At 64.3% G+C, this 17,745-nt stretch carries 13 protein-coding genes; 7 read left to right on the forward strand and 6 right to left on the reverse strand.

Features of this window, described 5'->3' with window-relative positions:
- Positions 1-334: 334 nt before the first annotated feature.
- Entirely contained in the window at positions 335-1,006 is a 672-nt protein-coding gene (locus ACW4LP_RS11870; protein ID WP_161127624.1) for a SanA/YdcF family protein, read from the forward strand.
- A gap of 74 nt (positions 1,007-1,080) precedes the next feature.
- Here the strand turns inward: ACW4LP_RS11870 and ACW4LP_RS11875 are convergent, their stop codons facing one another.
- Positions 1,081-3,768: a DEAD/DEAH box helicase gene (locus ACW4LP_RS11875; RefSeq protein WP_161127625.1), complete on the reverse strand. Its 2,688-nt coding sequence runs from the start codon at positions 3,766-3,768 to the stop codon at positions 1,081-1,083.
- Positions 3,769-3,997: 229 nt separating this feature from the next.
- Here ACW4LP_RS11875 and ACW4LP_RS11880 point away from each other — a divergent pair, with 229 nt between their 5' ends.
- On the forward strand, positions 3,998-5,347 hold the full coding sequence (locus tag ACW4LP_RS11880; protein ID WP_455803856.1) for a Na+/H+ antiporter NhaC family protein: 1,350 nt from the start codon (positions 3,998-4,000) through the stop codon (positions 5,345-5,347).
- On the opposite strand, the gene ACW4LP_RS11885 is transcribed toward ACW4LP_RS11880, so the two are convergent.
- A complete protein-coding gene (locus tag ACW4LP_RS11885; RefSeq protein WP_161127627.1) occupies positions 5,326-6,111 on the reverse strand; it encodes a DNA/RNA nuclease SfsA in 786 nt (261 codons plus the stop codon). The two genes, ACW4LP_RS11880 and ACW4LP_RS11885, sit on opposite strands and share 22 nt — an antisense overlap.
- Before the next feature lie 221 nt (positions 6,112-6,332).
- Positions 6,333-7,277, reverse strand: coding sequence for a gamma-glutamyl-gamma-aminobutyrate hydrolase family protein (locus ACW4LP_RS11890; RefSeq protein WP_231699585.1), 945 nt, complete (start codon positions 7,275-7,277; stop codon positions 6,333-6,335).
- 486 nt (positions 7,278-7,763) lie between these two features.
- Between ACW4LP_RS11890 and dtd the strand changes: the two genes are divergently transcribed.
- Positions 7,764-8,210, forward strand: a complete 447-nt coding sequence (gene dtd, locus ACW4LP_RS11895; protein ID WP_161127629.1) for a D-aminoacyl-tRNA deacylase — start codon at positions 7,764-7,766, stop codon at positions 8,208-8,210.
- Positions 8,211-8,312: 102 nt separating this feature from the next.
- Here dtd and ade read toward each other — a convergent pair whose 3' ends face one another.
- The gene (ade, locus tag ACW4LP_RS11900; protein ID WP_302683057.1) at positions 8,313-10,130 is read right to left on the reverse strand and encodes an adenine deaminase; all 1,818 of its coding nucleotides are present in this window, start codon (positions 10,128-10,130) and stop codon (positions 8,313-8,315) included.
- A 310-nt stretch (positions 10,131-10,440) separates the two neighbouring features.
- On the opposite strand from ade, the gene ACW4LP_RS11905 reads away from it, so the two are divergent.
- Positions 10,441-11,586, forward strand: coding sequence for an aldo/keto reductase (locus ACW4LP_RS11905; protein ID WP_161127631.1), 1,146 nt, complete (start codon positions 10,441-10,443; stop codon positions 11,584-11,586).
- A gap of 164 nt (positions 11,587-11,750) precedes the next feature.
- Here the strand turns inward: ACW4LP_RS11905 and ACW4LP_RS11910 are convergent, their stop codons facing one another.
- Positions 11,751-12,662 (reverse strand): LysR family transcriptional regulator, encoded by a 912-nt coding sequence (locus ACW4LP_RS11910; RefSeq protein ID WP_161127632.1) that lies wholly within the window; start codon positions 12,660-12,662, stop codon positions 11,751-11,753.
- Positions 12,663-12,859: 197 nt separating this feature from the next.
- On the opposite strand from ACW4LP_RS11910, the gene ACW4LP_RS11915 reads away from it, so the two are divergent.
- From ACW4LP_RS11915 to ACW4LP_RS11925, 3 genes are read left to right on the forward strand one after another with little or no spacing between them, the layout of a single operon-like run.
- Entirely contained in the window at positions 12,860-15,742 is a 2,883-nt protein-coding gene (locus ACW4LP_RS11915; protein ID WP_455803857.1) for a molybdopterin-dependent oxidoreductase, read from the forward strand.
- A 3-nt stretch (positions 15,743-15,745) separates the two neighbouring features.
- On the forward strand, positions 15,746-16,321 hold the full coding sequence (locus tag ACW4LP_RS11920; RefSeq protein WP_417003779.1) for a 4Fe-4S dicluster domain-containing protein: 576 nt from the start codon (positions 15,746-15,748) through the stop codon (positions 16,319-16,321).
- Positions 16,322-16,381: 60 nt separating this feature from the next.
- A complete protein-coding gene (locus tag ACW4LP_RS11925) occupies positions 16,382-17,245 on the forward strand; it encodes a TorD/DmsD family molecular chaperone (protein ID WP_114548873.1) in 864 nt (287 codons plus the stop codon).
- A gap of 15 nt (positions 17,246-17,260) precedes the next feature.
- On the opposite strand, the gene ACW4LP_RS11930 is transcribed toward ACW4LP_RS11925, so the two are convergent.
- Positions 17,261-17,611 carry a DUF4143 domain-containing protein gene (locus ACW4LP_RS11930; protein ID WP_241521356.1) on the reverse strand — a complete coding sequence of 117 codons (351 nt, stop codon included), beginning with the start codon at positions 17,609-17,611 and terminating at the stop codon, positions 17,261-17,263.
- Between the last annotated feature and the right edge of the window lie 134 nt (positions 17,612-17,745).

Below are 17,745 nucleotides of genomic sequence, written 5' to 3' on the forward strand. Positions count from 1 at the left end.
TCGAGAACCACAGATCCAGCGCATCCTGCTTGGCCCTCTTGTCGTACATTCGAACTCCCTTCCGGACACCTGGGTGTCCAACTTGGAGTCCGCACCCCCCGAGACGCTCATAACCGTCGATCTCATCCAGAAACCGCGCTTTCCGTTTACCGAGTCTGGATGTCTGCCTCTTCCGCAGTCGTGCTTTTCGGGAGATCGGCCTCAAGCAGGTGTTGGAAGATCCCTCGAAGTAGGCTCTGGAAAGGTTTTGAATGTCGCTTACGTTTTCCTTAACTTGATTCTGCTTGCCGAGTGAGCGGGGTATATTCGTCCCAGACGGTAAGGAGGATGAGGCATGGGCACGTGGCTGAAAAGAATCGGACTGGGCGCTCTGGCACTCGTCGTTCTCTGCACCGTGGTGGTCTTCGCGGTTGATGCCCATGTGCGCTCTTCCGCCGGCCCGCGCATCGTGTCGGTTGACGAGGCGGCGGCGCTCGGCGACGTGGACTGCGTGCTGGTGTTCGGGTGCGGGGTGCATCCCGACGGACGCCCAAGCGACATGCTGGCGGATCGCGTCGCGTGCGGCGTCGCGCTGTACGAGAATGGCACGTCGCCGAAGCTGCTGATGAGCGGCGATCACGGACGTGCCGACTACGATGAGGTGAATGTCATGCGGAATGCGGCGGTGCAGGCGGGGCTTCCGGTGGACGACGTGTTCATGGACCATGCGGGCTTTTCCACCTACGAGAGCATGTACCGGGCGCGAGATGTGTTCGGGGCGAAGCGCATCGTGGTCGTTTCCCAAGAGTACCATCTGTACCGCGCGCTTTACGTGGCGGAACGCCTCGGGCTTGACGCCTACGGGGTGTCGGCCGACCTGCGCCCTTACGCCGGGCAGCAGGCCCGCGAGATACGAGAGGTGCTGGCCCGGAACAAGGATTTCCTCACAGCGATCGCGCAGCCGCTTCCGACGTTTCTGGGCGATCCCATATCGCTTTCCGGCAGCGCTGCGGCCACCGAGGGGTAGGGAAGAATGGCAGCGGCCTCTCCGCGGTGAAGCGAAAGCGCTGCCATTCTGTCCTGTGTGGGGCGCAGGTGTGCTTACTCCGCCAAATCCTCCACAAAGCCTACGCGGTAGTTGCGGAAGATGACTTCGCCCTGCTCTTGGGTGGCGTCTAGGTCGACATCGGCTTCTATGCGGAAGTCGCCGGCGTCTTCCTCGTCCAGGAATATCTGACGGACGTGCCAGGCGTGCGATTCCTGCTCGGGGCTCTCGTCGATCATCAGATAGGCGGCGGACCGCGCGTCGCCATCGAGGCGGATCTCGTTGTGCTCGGCGAAGTAGTCGTCCAACGCCGCATTCCACGCGCGCTCGCTCATGCCCCAGTCCTCGTCCAGGTTGCCCAGCTCGCGAGTGCGATCGAGTGCGGCCAGGCGCACGCGGGCGAAGAGTGCGTTGCGCACCATGACTTCCATGCCGTGGCGGTCGGCCACCACGGCATCGGCCGCCTGCGGGGGCGCGCCGGCCTCGGGCAGCTCGCCGGCGCTCTCCCACGCGTCCACCAGCGACGAGTCGGTGGTGCGCACCATGAAGCCGAGCCAGGCGATGATATCGCGCAGCCGATCGTCCAGCCGATCGGGCGGTAACGTGCGCACGAGCACGCGGAAGGCGTCGGACAGGTAGCGCAGAAGCGTCCCCTCCGACTTCGCGATGCCGTAGCGGCCGATGTAGGTCTTGAAATCGCTCGCCGTCTCCACCATGTCGCGCAGCACGCTCTTCGGCAACAGCTCGTAATCGCGGGCCCACGGCACGCCCTGGCAGTACAGCTCGAAGGCGCGGGCGAGCAGCTCTTCCAAGGGCTTGGGGTAGGTGATCTCGGCCAGCCGCTCCAAGCGCTCCTCGTATTCCACGCCGTCGGCCTTCATCTCGGCCATGGCCGCGTCGCGCGCTTTGCGCTCCTGAGCCCGCAGCACCTTGGCGGGGTTTTCCAGGGTGGCCTCCACGAGCGAGATGACGTCCAGGGCGTAGTCGGGGCTTTCCGGATCCAGCAAGTCGAGCGCCGCCAGCAGGAAGGGCGAAAGGGGCTGATCCAGGGCGAAATCCTCGGGCAGTTCCACGGTAAGCTCGTAGGACGGCCGACCTTCGGCGTCCTCGCCGCGCACCACCACGCCTGCTTCCAAAAGCGTGGCGAATATCTCGTCGGCCCGCGCGTTCAGCTTGATCTTCTCCTCGGGGGTTTGGGCCGAATCAGCGATGAGCGTATGCACGTTGGCCCAGGCGTCGCCTCCGCGCGACACCACGGACAGCACCATGGAATGGGTGATGCGCATGCGGGGCGTCAGCTTCTCCGGCGGCTTCTCGATGAGGTGCTCGAAGGTCTGCTTGTTCCAGCTGACGAAGCCCTCGGGCGGCTGCTTTTTCTTCACGCGACGCTGCTTTTTCGGGTCGTCGCCGGCCTTGAGCATCGCCTTGTGGTTCTCGATCTCATGCTCGGGGGCCAGCGCCACCACCATGCCCTCGGTGTCGAAGCCGGCCCGTCCCGCGCGGCCCACGATCTGGTGGAACTCGCGGGAGCGCAAACGGCGCATCTTGGTGCCGTCGAACTTGGTGAGCTGGGTGAGCACCACCGTGTGGATGGGCACGTTGATGCCCACGCCGAGCGTGTCGGTACCGCAGATGACCGGGAGCAGCCCCTGCTGGGCGAGGCGTTCCACGAGCAGGCGGTAGCGCGGCAGCATGCCCGCATGGTGCACGCCCACGCCGGCGGCGAGCAGCCGCTGCAGGATCTTGCCGAAGGGGGTCGTGAACTTCGTGCCCTTCATGGCCTGCTTGATTTCCTCGCGCTGGGCCTTGTCCGACACGCCGTAGCTGGCCAGCGCCCGGGCGTTCTTCAGCGCCTCGTCCTGGGAGAAGTGCACGATGTACATGGGTGCCTCGCCGGCGCGCAGACCCAGCTCCACGGTGGCTTCCAGGGTTTCGAAGGTGTAGTCGTAGGACAGCGGCACGGGGCGAGGCGCGTCGGTCACCAGGTCGACGGGCCGGCCGGTGCGCTCTTCCAGCGCGCTCGCGATGTCGCTCACGTCGCCGAGGGTGGCGCTCATCAGCAGGAACTGCGCATTCGGCAGCGTGAGCAGCGGCACCTGCCAGGCCCAGCCGCGATCGGGATCGGCGTAGAAGTGGAACTCGTCCATCACCACGCAGGCCACCTTCGACGCGGGCCCTTCGCGCAGGGCCTGGTTCGCGAGGATCTCCGCCGTGCAGCAGATGACCGGCGCCTCGGTGTTGATGGTGGAGTCCCCCGTGATCATGCCCACGTTCTCGCGGCCGAGGATGTCCACCATGTCGAAGAACTTCTCGGACACGAGCGCCTTGATGGGGGCGGTGTAGTAGGCAGTGCGCCCCGTGGCCACGGCCATGAAGCAGAGCCCCAAGGCCACCATGGACTTGCCAGAGCCCGTGGGCGTGCCCAGAATCACCGAGTCGCCCACGGCCAAGTCCATGAGCGCGTCCTCCTGGTGGGGCCACAGCTCCATGCCGCGGGCGTCCACCCATTCCAAGAATACCTCCAGCGCCTCGTCAGGCGTGAGCACGTCGCCCTCGCCGGTCTCGGCCCAGGGAAGGAGCCAACCCAGCGAGCCCGGCTCGAAGGGATCCACGGGGGCGATGGGGCTGTCGGCGTCGGCGCGGGCGGCGCGCTCGGCGGTTTTTGCGGCTTCGGCGGCGATGTCCTCGGGCGTCTCGTAGACGCCCTCTTCGGCAGCGGCGGAGTTCTTGGCGGTATCGGTCATGGGGTGTCCGTTCTGACGGCGCGATCGTTCGCCATCTATTATAAGTAAGACCCGCGCATCGAAGATGACGCATCGGCAGCGGTTCCCGTGGTGTAGTATAGGCGCTTACTGAAACAAGGAGCTGTTGGTGCGGAAGGCGGGTCGTGGGCAGGTTGGAGCCTTGCAGATCCGCCGTTCCGGAAGCGGCGTCCAGCGCGCAGGGATGCGCTTATGAGAGTTAGGGTGCAACGTGAAAAAGGGAAATGTGGCGGCGCTTCTGCCCATCGGGGTATTCCTCGTGCTGTATCTGGGGCTCGGCATTCTGTTCGAGTACGGCATGGGCATTTCCATGGGGTTCTACAACATCCCCATCGTGGTGATCTTTTTGGTGGCGCTTCTGGTGGCGTGCTTCCAGAATCGCAGCCTTTCCTTTGACGACAAGCTCGTCGTCATGGGCCGAGGCATCGGGGACAAGACCATCGTCACCATGATCCTCATCTTCATGGCGGCCGGCGTGTTCGTTGGCACCGTGGGACGTGATTCCGCCGAGTCGGTGGCCTACCTCATGCTGTCGGTCATTCCCGCCGAGTACTCCGTGGCCGTTCTGTTCGTGGTGAGCTGCTTCGTATCGCTTTCGATGGGCACGTCGGTGGGCACCATCACGCTCATCACGCCTATCGCCGTGGCGGTGGCGGCGGCCTCGGGGTTCAGCCTGCCGCTGTGTGTGGCCTCGGTCATGGGCGGTGCCATGTTCGGCGACAACCTGTCGTTCATCTCCGACACCACCATTGCCGCCTGCCAGGGACAAGGTTGCCAAATGAAGGACAAGTTCCGGGAGAACTTCAAGATCGCTTTGCCGGCGGCGCTGGTGACGCTGGTGATCATTCTGGTGCTGTCGCTGGGCACCGACATCTCCGGCACGGTGCAAAACGATTACAACCTGCTGGAGCTCATCCCGTACCTCATCGTTCTTGTGGGCGGCATTGTGGGCATCAACGTGTTCATCGTGCTTTTGCTCGGCATTCTGTCCGGCTCTATCATTGTGGTGGCCGAGGGCGCCGTGGCCGTCACCGATCTGCTCGGCAACATGGGCACCGGCGCCGCCGGCATGTTCGAGACGACTATGGTGGCGGTGCTCGTGAGTGCCATCTGCGCGCTCATTCGCGAGAACGGCGGCTTCGTGGCTCTGTTGAACGGCATCAAGCGCCTGTTCCGCAGCCGGAAGGGCGGCCAGCTCGGCATGGGGCTGCTCGTGGGCGCCATGGACATCGCCACCGCTAACAACACCGTGGCCATCGTGATGGCGAACCCCATCGCCCACGAGATGGCCGAGACGTACAACGTTTCAAGGCGCAAGACGGCCTCCATCCTGGACACGTTCTCCTGCGTGTTCCAGGGAGTCATCCCCTACGGCGCCCAGATGCTCGTGGCCATCTCGGCCTGCACGGAGCTGGGCTTTCAGGTGTCGGCTTTCCAGATCATGCCATTTCTGTTCTACCCGTTCTTCCTCCTGATAAGCTCGCTCGTGTTCATCTTCTTCGTGCCGGATGACCGCGGCTACGTGCCCGACCACGCCGCCTACCACTCTTCCAGCTCATAATAGCGTTTGAGAGTCACGCCCTCGGGGGTCACTTCGAAGTCGGCCTGCCAGAGCTCCACGCCGGCTTCCCGGCAGGCGTCCACCGTGGCGAGCACTTCCTCGTAGGTGGTGCCGTGGTAGAAGCGGAACCCGAAGTTGTCGTAGTAGAGGCAGTAGAGGATGGCGGCCCGCTCGTGGTCGGCCAGCGACGCGGCCAACTCGCGCAAATGGCGCAGGGAGCGCTCGGTGGAGCTGAAGGGCGCCTCGGGCAGCCGCGGCACGTAAGGCGGGATGTCCGTCTGCATCTGCACGAGCGGCGTCTTCACTTCCAAATACAAGTCGTCGTTCACGAGGAAATCGAGGCGCGAGTCGCCTAAAGGCACCTCACGGCGTACCGTGCGAACGGGGCCGGTTATGGCTGCGAATGCGCCCTCGCGTAGGAAGTGCTCCACGTAGCGGTTCGACGCGTTCTGGTTGATGCCGATCCAGCGCTTGTCGGGATCGTCCGGCTGCTGCAGCGAGAAGGCCTCCACCGTGAGCGGCATCTTGCGCTTGGGGTTGCGGGAGTCGGACACAAGGCACGGGCGCCCCGCCAAGTCCAGGCCGCCGATGCGCGATACCGCCGGGCAGTGGCAGCGCACGATGCCCGATGGCGCGCTGCCTTCGTCGGAGGTTCCGAAGTCGACGTCCATGATGAACCGGTTCGGCCGCGCGAGAATAATGCCCTCGCGCAGGGGCTCGGGGAACGGAAGAAAGACGTCTTGCTCTTTATCGCGTGATTCCATGGGCACCTTGCAAAAGTTTTAGAGATAATGGTCACAAAGTCGAGTTCTGGGTTTTTCTGAGCCCTAATATGGCGCTCGGCATCTTCGAATTAGTTGGATAACGTTAATTACGGTATTATTCAAGCGCTTAAACGCGGTGAATATTAGGGTAAATCTGTGCTCCAGAAACCCAGAACTCGACTTTGTGACCAAAAAGAGAAATGTTTTTTGCAGGCAGGAGGTTATGAGCTCCGTGCGTCGCGGTGGTGGGCTGCGGCGGCTAAGGCGTTGAACAGGCCGTGGTGGCGATCGAGGTATTCCGGATGCCATTGCACTCCCAGGAAAAAGGGCTTCGCAGGATCCTCCACCGCTTCCACCACCCGATCCTCGGAGCGGGCGGCGACAAGCAGGGCGGGGGCCACATGGTCGACGCCCTGGTGGTGCATGGAGTTCACCTCGAAATCCCCCGATGCGCTCACCACCGATTCCAGCAAGCTGCCCTTGGCGATGGTGACCTTGTGGGATATGCCGTAATAGGGCGGGTTCTGGCGATGCTGCTTTTCGGTGACGCCGCAGTTGTACAGGTCGCGGTAGAGGCTGCCGCCGAGAGCCACGTTCATGACCTGCATGCCGCGGCAAATGCCCAAGGTGGGCAGGCTGCGCTCATGGGCGAGGCGGGCGAGCTCCAGCTCGAAGCCGTCGCGATCCTCGCAGACGGCGAGCAAACCGTCCAGGCAGGGGATGGGCGGGCGTCCCGTGGCAGACAGCACGTCGCGGCCGTCCAGGGACTCCACCGTTTCCACGGCCGAGGTGCCATCCATGGCCTCTTCGAAGGTGCGGTCGGGTACGTAATGGCCGCAGAAGGGAACTTTTGCTCCTGTGGAGCGGCAGTGGGAGGAGGAGCCGCAGCCCATGGCCGCAAGATCATCGAGGCCCAGTGCATCGCGATTCTTGGCCGGGTCGGGCACGTAGTAGCGCGGATGCACGTCGCCGCCTCCGGTGATGAGCAGGCCGTCCACCAGCTCGATGACGTGGCGGGCGTGCTCTCGGTTTGCCTCGGCGCCCCCGGCGATGGGGGTGAGGAGAATGGGCACGGCCCCGGTAGCTGCCACGCGGTTGATATATTCCACATTCACACGCTGAAAGCCATCGGCCTCGTTCAGCGTTGTTGTAATTCCAATGATCACGGGATTGTTCCTTTTGTTGCTATCGCGGCGAGTTGGCAGCAGATACGCCATTGCCTCTTCGGAGCTGTCTTGTTGCAATAGAACATACCACCGACTGCGCCTGTGCACAATCCAAGATTACCCGCATGGCTTGGCTTGGGAAGGAGAGCGGTTGTCAGACGATCTTGGTGCTGGAAATGAGGGCTTTTTTCGAGTTGTTAGACTCTGCGTTGATTGGTTTGCGGTTCAAGCAGCGGAAGGCTAACAAAATCCAGGGAGGTATTATCGCAAAACGTGTATTCTGATTGCAGATGGGGACAGCTGGATTTATCTTGCCGTCGAGGATAGCTAACAAGTCGAAATTCTTGCACAATGTCGAGTGCAAGATTCGCCGGATTAGAGCAGTTGGTACGTGCGAAGTATCTTTGTCTGGAAAATGCTTCAAGAGCGAGGTGCTATGCGAGCATATCTTAGTGCTGAGGAAAACATGAAGAGAGGAGAGCGGCTATGCGAGCGGTAGTGCAATGCGTGAGCGAGGCGTCGGTGACGGTGGAGGGTCGCGTGGTCGGTGCCATTGGGAAGGGGTACGCCATTCTTCTGGGCGTGGGCCACGGCGACACCGAGGCCGAGGCGGAGCGGCTGTGGCGCAAGATCGCCAAGATGCGCGTTTTCGAAGACGCCCAGGGCAAGACGAACCTGAGCTTGGCCGATGTGGGTGGGGAAGTGCTCGTGGTGAGCCAGTTCACGCTGTACGCGAACTGCCGCAAGGGGAATCGTCCCTCGTTCACAGACGCGGCCGAGCCAGCTATCGCCCGGCGGCTGTACGAGCACTTTGCTGCGATGGCCCGAGCCGACGGCTTCACGGTGGCGACAGGCGAGTTCGGAGCCATGATGGACGTGGCGCTTGTGAACCACGGGCCGTTCACGGTGGTGCTTGACACCGACGCGCTTTAGCGGGGGGCGGCCCTCGCGAAGAGGAACAATCCCGCCAAAGAGGGACGGCCCCAGTAAAGAGGAGCCGCCCTGCGTCGCATGGGGCAATGGCACGTTGCGCGGCTAGTTTTCGTCCACCACCAAATCGACGAATTGGAAGGTGGTGCAGTCCACCAGGCCGCGATTGGTGAGGCGCAGTTCCGGCAGGCAGGCGAGCGGAATGAGCGCCATGGTCATGAAGGGGGAGGGCATGGTGCAGCCGATCTCGGCCCAGGTCTTTTCCAGATGATGCACCTTCTCGCTCATAGCGGGGGCGTCCAGGTCGTTCATGAGGCCGGCGATGGGCAGCTCCACGAGGCCGAGCACCTCGCCGTCGGCCACGACGACCATGCCGCCGCCCACCTCGGCGAGCGTATTGGCCGCCAGCGCCATGTCCGCATCGTTGGTGCCCACTACGAGCAGGTTGTGGGCGTCGTGGGCCACCGTGGAGGCCATGGCACCGCGCTTGATGCCGAAGCCCTTGGTGAACCCGACGCCGAAGGTGCCCGTCTCGTGGTGGCGCTCGAAGACGAAGGTCTTCAGCACGTCCTGGTCAAGATCGCTTTCCAGGGCGCCGTCCGTCACGGTGAGCGCGGCGCGAACCTCGCGGTCGGGCACCGATCCGGGCAGCACTTCGATGACGCGCACGCATACCGCGTCACCCTCGGCGGCGTCGGTGGGTGCTTCCACGCGGAACGTCTCGGGTGCGATGGCGCGCCCCAGGTGCATGGAGTGGGTCACCCACGCCGGGTATTCGAAAGGCGGAAGCGGGAAGGTGCACGCGCCGTTTTCGGCCACCACGTCGCCGTCGATGAGCACGCGGGTGACGTTCAAATCCTCCAGGTTGTCCAAAAACACGATGTCGGCGCACTTGCCCGGGGTGATGGAGCCCAGCTCGTTGTCCATGCGGAAGCAGGTGGCGGTGTTGATGGTCATCATCTGGATGGCGCGCACCGCGTCGATGCCGCATTCCACGGCCTTGCGCAGGATGTAGTCGAGGTGCCCGTTGGCCACGAGCGTGTGCGGGTGCGTGTCGTCGGAGATGAGGTTTGCGAAGCGCGTGTCGATGTCGGTCTCGGTGATGGCCGCCGCCAGGTTCGGCAGGTCGAGCCAGGCCGAGCCGTAGCGCAGCTGGGCGTACTGGCCGAGGCGCATCTTGGCCAGCGCGTCCTCGGCGCGGGTCGACTCGTGGCAGCAGCGCACGCCGCTGGCGACGTAGGCGTTCAGCCCCTGGTCGGTCTCGGGGATGGAGTAGTGGCCCGTGACCACCTTGTCGGCGGCGAGGGTGGCGGCCACTTCGCCGTGGGCGTGATCGGTGCCCGCCAGCACACCGGGGAAGTTCATCATCTCGCCGAGGCCCACCACGCCGTCCCAGGTCATGGAATCGGCGATCTCGGCGGCGCCCACGGCGGCGCCGGTGTCCTCGAAGCCGGGCACGGCCGGCACACAGGAAGGTGTGGTCACCATGGCCTTCAGCGGCGTGCGCGCAGCGTCCTCCATCATCACCTGCACCCCTTCAAGGCCGAGCACATTGCACACCTCGTGGGGATCCCAGTAAATGCCCACCGTGCCGTGGGGGATAACGGCCCGGGCGTACTCGCCGGCGCCGATCATGGAGGACTCCACGTGGATGTGCCCGTCCAGAAAGCCCGGGGCAATCACCTGGCCGATGGCGTCAATGACGCGGGTGTTCTCGCCGATGCAATGGGCGGCGCTTTGCCCCACATAGGCGATGCGACCCTCCGCGATGGCCACGTCGATGTCGTCTTGCACTTCGGCCGTGCACACGTTCACGAGCCGCGCGCCCGTGATCACGGTGTCGGCGGGTTGGCGTCCCTGGGCCACGGCGGCCAGGGTTTGCGTGCACTCCCAAAACGGTTTCTTGCAGAAATGGTTCAGCATGGGCGCCTCCTTCAGCGCTAGATGAATGGCCGGCGTGCGCGGGCGTCGGCGTAGGCGAGCGGCCAGATGAGCGGCCGAAATGCCTGTCTGCGGCCGCAGCCGGCCTGATGGCGCCAGTGTACGCCCGTCGTCTTCCGGGAAGGTGTCAATGGCCGAGAATGCAGAAGGGCTTCACGGAGTTCCCTTTCCTTGGAGTTAGCTCTAAATGCTTTAATGGGGGAAGCGGGGAATGAGAAGGTCGCGATAAGGCAAGATGATCGAAGAAGAACGTCGCGGCAGCATAGGGTTTGCGAAGAAGAGAGGACGTGCCATGGAGTATCGGAAATTGGGCCGCACGGGCCTGAAGGCGAGTGTTATCGGGTTCGGCGCCGAGTGGATCGGCAAGATGGAGCAGGCCGAGGTGAACGCCATGGCCGCCCGGGGCGCCGCGGCCGGCGTGAACATCGTGGACTGCTGGATGAGCGACCCGGCGGTGCGTTCGGCCCTCGGCGAGGCGCTTGAGCCGACGCGCGATCAGTGGATCATCCAGGGCCACATCGGCAGTACCTGGCAGGACGGCCAGTACGTGCGCACCCGCGAGCTGAACCACGTGCGCCCGGCCTTCGAGGACTTGCTGGCGCGCCTGCGCACCGACCACGTCGAACTGGGCATGATCCACTACGTGGACGCCTGCGACGAGTTCCGCGCCATCATGGACGGCCCCTTCATCGAATACGTGCGCGAACTTCTGGCTGCGGGCAAGATCGGGCACATCGGCCTTTCCACCCACAATCCCGAAGTGGCGCTGCTCGCCTGTGACGAGCCGGAGATCGAGGTCATCATGTTCTCGCTGAACCCGGCCTTCGACATGATGCCGGCTTCCGAGGATTTGGAAGATCTGTTCGGCGACTACGAGAACGTGGCCGGCGATGGCATCGAACCCGTGCGCGCTCGCCTGTACGCCCGGGCCGAGGAGAAGGATGTGGCCCTCACGGTGATGAAGGGCTACGCGGGCGGGCGCCTGCTTTCCGCCGACGCGTCGCCCTTCGGGGTGGCGCTCACGCCGGTGCAGTGCATCCACTACGCGCTCACGCGCCCCGCGGTGGCGAGCGTCATGGTGGGCGTGGAAACCGTGGAACAGTTGAAAGAGGCCTTGGCCTACGAGGGCGCCACCGCCGCCGAGCGCGACTACGCGAGCGTGCTGGCCGGGGCGCCCAAGCACGCCTACATGGGCCAGTGCACCTACTGCGGCCACTGCGCGCCGTGCACGGTGGGCATCAACATCGCACTTTCCAACAAGTTCGCCGACTTGGCCGAGATGGCGGGCGAGGTGCCCGCCTCGGTGGCGGCCCACTACAAGGCCATGGACGTCACGGCCGGCGCCTGCATCGCCTGCGGCGACTGCGAGCCCCGCTGCCCCTTCGACGTGCCGATCATCGAGCGCATGGAAAAGACGGAGGAGCTCTTCGGCTGCTAAACGAGCCGGCGAACTTCGGAGTCTTCAGCATTCGGGCGGGCTAATGCCACTTCGACGCAGAAATGGCCGATGGAAGGTGCCAGTTCAGGGCCGAAATGGTTGAAAATGCCAGTTCAACCTTGAAATGGCCGGCGTTGGGAAGGCGCGTCGCGCCATTTCTGCCCTCAACTGGCATCTGCCGGCGGATTTTCGAAATCGCGCTCGGCGCAGAGGCCCTTCAACGTATCCAAAAAAGCTTGGGCTTGGCGGGTGGGGAGGGTCTTGCGCCAGACGAGGCCCTGGGTGGATTCCAGGGTGGGGGACAGCGGTACGAAAGCCAAGTCGTTCAGCTCGTTGGCCTCGAACAGGCCGCGATAGGTGAACGCGCTGCCGATGCCCTGCCGCACGAGGAACTTGGCGTTCAGTGGCAGGTTGTAGGTGGCGCGCACGTCCATCTCGTCGGCCAAGTCTCCCAGCCATTGGCCGAGCACGCCCACCTTCACGCCTTGGCGCGAGCTGATGAGCGGCTGGTCCAGCAGGTCCTCGGGCATGACGGCCGCCTTTGCTGCCAGGGGGTTGTCGCGGCGGACAAGGAGACCCCACGTGTCGGTGTGGGGTAGGCGCAAGGTGTGCATGTCCACATGGCTGCGCAGCTCGCATTCCAGAAGGAAGTCGTAGAAGCCGCGGACGAAGTTGTCCATGAGGTCGGCCGAGGTGCCGCTGTACAGCTCGAAGGTGATGCCGGGGTAGGCGGCGCTCGTGCGCTTCATGGCCTCGGCGACAAGCTCCATGGCCTGGGTCTCGCCGGCGGCGATGTGCACCTTACCGGCGATGGAATGGGTGGGAAGGGCGATCTCCTCCTCGGCCTTGTCAGCCAAAGCGAGGATGGACTCGGCGTAGCGGCGCAGGATGACGCCCTGCTCGGTGAGCTCGATGCCTTTGCGGTTGCGCTGATACAGAAGGTGCCCCAGCTCGTCTTCCAAAGCGGCCAGCTGGCGCGAGAGCGTCGGCTGGGTGACGTGCAATGACTTGGCCGCCGCGGTGATGGAGCCCTCGCGGACGACGGTGACGAAATAGCGGAGCGTTCTCAGTTCCATGGTTCCCCCTTCGATTCCCCGGCGTGCTCGGCTGCCGCGCTGTCCGCGTCTATTACGCCAGGCGAGATTGGGTCTGGCACATCCTGCATGCCTTTCAAGCATTTACAAGATTACAATATAAGCATTACCTATGGAAGGGGTGCCCTCCGTATGATTCGAGCTGTCAGAGAAGACACGAGAAGAGGAGGGTGATGTTCATGGCTCTATTGGACAAGGGCATGAAGCGTCGCGATTTCTTGAAGGCGTCCGCCGCCACGGCGGCGGTCGGGCTTGCGGGCTGCGCGCCGAGCACGGCCACCGACATGGCCGAGACCGGCGGGAGTGCCGGCGCGACGACCCATAAGGTGGCCAGCGACGCCGCCATCATCGAGGGCAAGGGCGAGTGGATGCCTATCCATTGCCACCAGAACTGCAACCAGATGTGCCTGAACATGGGGTACGTGGTGGACGGCGTCGTGGTGCGCCAGAAGACCGACGACTCCCATGCGGACAGTTTCGACTGCCCCCAGCAGCGCGGCTGCCTGCGCGGGCGCTCCCTGCGCCAGCAGGTGTACAACGCCGACCGCATCAAGTACCCCATGAAGCGCAAGAGCTGGCAGCCCGGCGGCGGCGAGGCCGCCCACGGCGAGCTGCGCGGCAAGGACGAATGGGAGCGCATCAGCTGGGACGAGGCGCTGACCTACGTGACCGACGAGCTGAAGCGCGTCTACGCGCAGTACGGCCAGGACGCCGTCATCTGCAACGGCTGGCGCTGGGCCCCCGGCTCCGCCATGTTCCCGGTCATTGGCGGCGCGGTGTACAACACCGAGTGCGAGTCCTTCGGCTGCTGGGCCTTCCAAACGGAAGCGCTGGGCATGTACTCCCACGGCGATCATCCCGACCTCATGATGGCGCCGGACAAGTACGACCTGCCCAACGCCGACACCATCGTGCTGTACGGCTGCAATCCGGCCTGGTCGCAGCACTCCTCCATGTACTGGCTGAAGAACGCCCAGAAGGCCGGGGTCAACTTCGTGTTCGTCGGCCCCGACTACAACGCCACCGCCGCCGCCATGGACGCCCGCTGGATCCGCGTGCGCCCCGGCACCGATACGGCCTTCCTGCTGGCAGTGGCCTACGAGATGGTGCGGCTCGACGAGGAGCGCGGCGACATCATCGATTGGGACTTCGTGAACGAGCGCACCGTGGGCTTCACGCCGGAGACCATGCCCGCCGATGCCACCACCGACGAGAACTTCCGCGACTATCTGCTGGGCGCCTACGACAACACGCCAAAGACGCCGGAATGGGCGACGGAGATCTGCGGCACGCCGGTCGAGGACATCACTTGGTACGCCGAGATGGCCGGCAAGAACAACGCCGTCATGTTCCTGCACAGCTACGCCGCGTCCCGCTACCTGGGCGCCGAGAACCTCTCCCAGGCCTTCATGACGGTGTCGGCTTTAGGCGGGCACTTCGGCAAGAGCGGCCACGGTTCGGCGGCCATCTACACCTGGGACGCGGGCGACTCGGGCTATCGGCTCATCCAGCACGTCGGCGGCGACTACGGCTACGTGGACAACCTGGTGGGCAGCCCCGCCGCCACGGGCCCCAACCGCAATATCGAGGGCAATTCCTGGTGGAGCTCGCTGGCCGACGGCAAGTATCTGTCCTCCTCGGAAGGCCCCTACGACCTCGGCTCCAGCGACGTGGTGGGCGATCCGACGAAGCTGCGCGCCAACACGCCGATCTACCATGAGGCCCGCGAGATGCCGGTGAACCCGCGCATTCTCGTGCAGACGAACTCGAACTTCATGCAGACGCGCGGCAACCTGCCCACGGCCATCAAGGTCATGCGCGCCGCCGACACCTGCGTGTCCTTCGAGATCAAGTTCTCGCTCACGGCCCAGTTCGCCGACATTATCCTGCCGGTGTGCACCCACTGGGAGGGCAACGACGACGAGAGTTGGGGCGAGCTGTCCTGGCCGAGCCCCTTCGGCGACGGCAACGGCCAGAAGCAGCGCAAGGACGCCCTGCTCGCTTGGAAACCCCTGGTGAAGCCGATGTACGAGGCCCGCGAGGAGAAGCGCGTCTTCCGCGAGATCGTCGAGCGCATGGGGTACAACCCGGATGACGCCTACCCGAAGAGCAACTACGATCAGTGGCTCGGCTACTTCCTCGGCATGCGCGTGCTGAATGAGGACGCCACGAAGTGGGAGCCAGTCATCACCTGGACCGAGGCCGACAACGAGAAGTACCACGCGAGCTACCCGGCCCAAGAGGGCAAGGTCGCCTTCGACCAGTTCATGGCCGACGGAAGCTACGTGGTGGAGCGCTCGGAGGGCGATCCGCGCAACTACGTGGGCTACCGTGATGACAAGCTGGGCATTGGCGAAGACGGCGAGTCGGTCGTCGTGGCCGACACCGCCTGGCCGCGCCCGTCGGTGTCCGGCAAGCTGGAGATCTACTGCCAGTACAAGGCCGACAATGTGAACCGCATCGGGCTTAACGACGAACCCATCAAGCCCTACGCGAACTACTTCGTGCCGCGCCGCGGCTACCAGGAGACATTCGCCAACTGGGAGGCCAAGGAAAAGGGCGCCTACCCGCTGCAGGCCTACACGCCGCACTACATGCGCCGCGCCCACACCTGCTACGACAACATGACCTGGACCCAGGAGGCCTTCCGCAACCCGGTGTTCATGAGCGTGGAAGACGCCGAGGCCCGTGGCATCAAAGCCGGCGACACGGTGCGCTGTTTCAACGATTTCGGCAGCATGCTGAGAATCGCCCAGCCCATGCAGGGCTACATGCCCGGCGTGGTGGGCATTCCCCACGGTGTGCACTCGGTGTTCGACGAGTCCGACCCCGAGAACATCATCGACCGCGGCGGGAGCGAGCAGATGCTCTCCGACGGCCTGCAGTCGAACTACTTCCCCCAGGTGGACGGGTACAACAGCCTGCTCATCGAGATTGAGAAGTACGACGGCGAGCCGTTGGTGGAAGACTTCGAGCGCGGGCCGTTTCTGGCCGCGGGTATAGACGACGAGGGCACGGCCGCCTATGTGGTGCCCGGTGCCGACAACGGACAGGAGGCTTAAATCATGAGCTTGGGATTTTACGTTGACCTGGCCAGCTGCATCGGCTGCAAGACCTGCCAGGTGGCCTGCAAGGACCGTCGCGACATCCAGGTGGCGGGCCCCCGCCTGCGCCGGGTGGACACCTTCGAATGCGGGACGTACCCGGAGGTGGCGATGTTCCACCTGAACATCTCCTGCAACCATTGCGAAAGCCCCGCCTGCGTGGCGAATTGCCCCACGGGCGCCATGTACAAGGACGACGACGGCACCGTGCAGCACGATGACGAGGCCTGCATCGGCTGCCAGACCTGCGTGAACTCGTGCCCCTACGGTGCCCCGCAGTTCATCGAGGAGGACAAGATCGTCCAGAAGTGCGACACCTGCCGGGCGCTGCGCGAGGCGGGGCACGAGCCGGTGTGCGTGGAGGCGTGCCCCATGCGCGCCATCGAGTTTGGCGAAATGGACGATTTGCGCGCCGTCCATCCCGATGCGGTGAGCGAGCTGCCCTGCACGGAGCCGGCCGCCACGACGACCCCCAACATCCTCATCGGCGCCAGCCGCGGGGCCCTGCTCGAGGACTTCAACCCGGTCGTTCTGTAAACGCGAATGCTGCTGGGGCGATCGGTGCGGCCGCCCCTTTTGCTAGAGGAGGGAGCCATCATGACCGATGTCGTCAACATGCGTCGCGAGTCCATCGACCTGGAGGCGCTGCTTCTGTCGCGCGCCTACCTGTACACGCTGTTCCACAAGCTGTTCGGCGGTACGCCGGATGCGGCCATGGTGGCATGCGTGCTGTCGGAGACCACGCGTGACGTGGCGGAGGAGTACGCCGGCGACGACCCCTCCATGAAGGGCCTCGGGCGCTTTTTGGAGAACCTCGGCGAGTGCGTCGATGGCGCGGTGCTGACCGAGCAGGCCCGCGACGAGTACACGCGCCTGTTCATCGGTCCGGGTGAAGTGCCCTGCCAGCCGATGGAATCGCCCTACCGCACGAAGGACGCCGCCGTCTTCCAGGAGAACACTCTGGCCGTGCGCGCCATCTTTCGCGAGCGCGGGCTTCAACTTACGCGCCTCATGCGCATCCCCGATGACCATATCGCCACCATGTGCGGCTTTATGGCCCATGAGGCCGAGCGCTCCCTGGCGGAGCTGCGCGCGGGGAACGTGGGCGATCTGGCCGCGTCCCTGCGCGATGAGGAGGCCTTCGTGCGCGACCATATGCTCACCTGGGTGGACGATTTCGCCCGCTGCGCGCGCCGCTCGAAGACGGCGGTGCTCTACCCGCAGATGATCGAGGCGCTGGCTGCCTTCGTTCGCAACGATGCCGTGCTGCTCTCCGAGGCCGCCTGCTGGGCCGAGGAGGCGCGCGATGCCTGCGGCGAGACGATCCCCGGGGGTCTCGGCGCCCTTCCGGGCAGCCCCGAGGCCGCCGCCTTCGCCGAGGTATCCGATGCCCTGGCGGCCCTTGCCCGCCTGCGCCCCTTCGGCATCGAAGACCACGAGCTGGTGAGTATATCGGTCTAAAGAGCAGCCTCGTCGCTACAGCCAAAGCCCCGTGTTCCCCATCAGGTAGAGAGGGACGTTGGTGAGCCAGTCTTGCTCGCGGTAGTCGGAAAGCGAGAAGCGCCGGGCCTGAACTTCCGGGTACTTTTCCTTGAAGCTGCGCAGGCTCTTGGCGCGCAGGTTCTCCTCGGCTTTTACCTCGATGGCGTAGACGGCACCGGCCGACTGCACGAGGAAGTCCACTTCTCCCCGGGAGTTCTCGGCGGACCAGTAATAGGGGACAAGCCCACAGCTTGCTATAAGCTCTTGGCACGCGTACTGCTCGGTGAGCGCCCCTTTGAATTCCTCGAAAAGGGCTCCTCGTCCGTCTTTTCTGCGACTATACAAAAACAAGGACGTAAAAGTGTGAAAATCAGCAAAAAGGGGGTGCGGACAAAAAGTTGGACACTCCGGTGTCCGGATTGGAGTCCGCATGTACCCGTTGGAGACCAGGGAGCTCGCCGTGGAGGCCGTCGCGGCGG

The sequence above is a fragment of the Adlercreutzia sp. CNCM I-6215 genome, assembly GCF_977072315.1.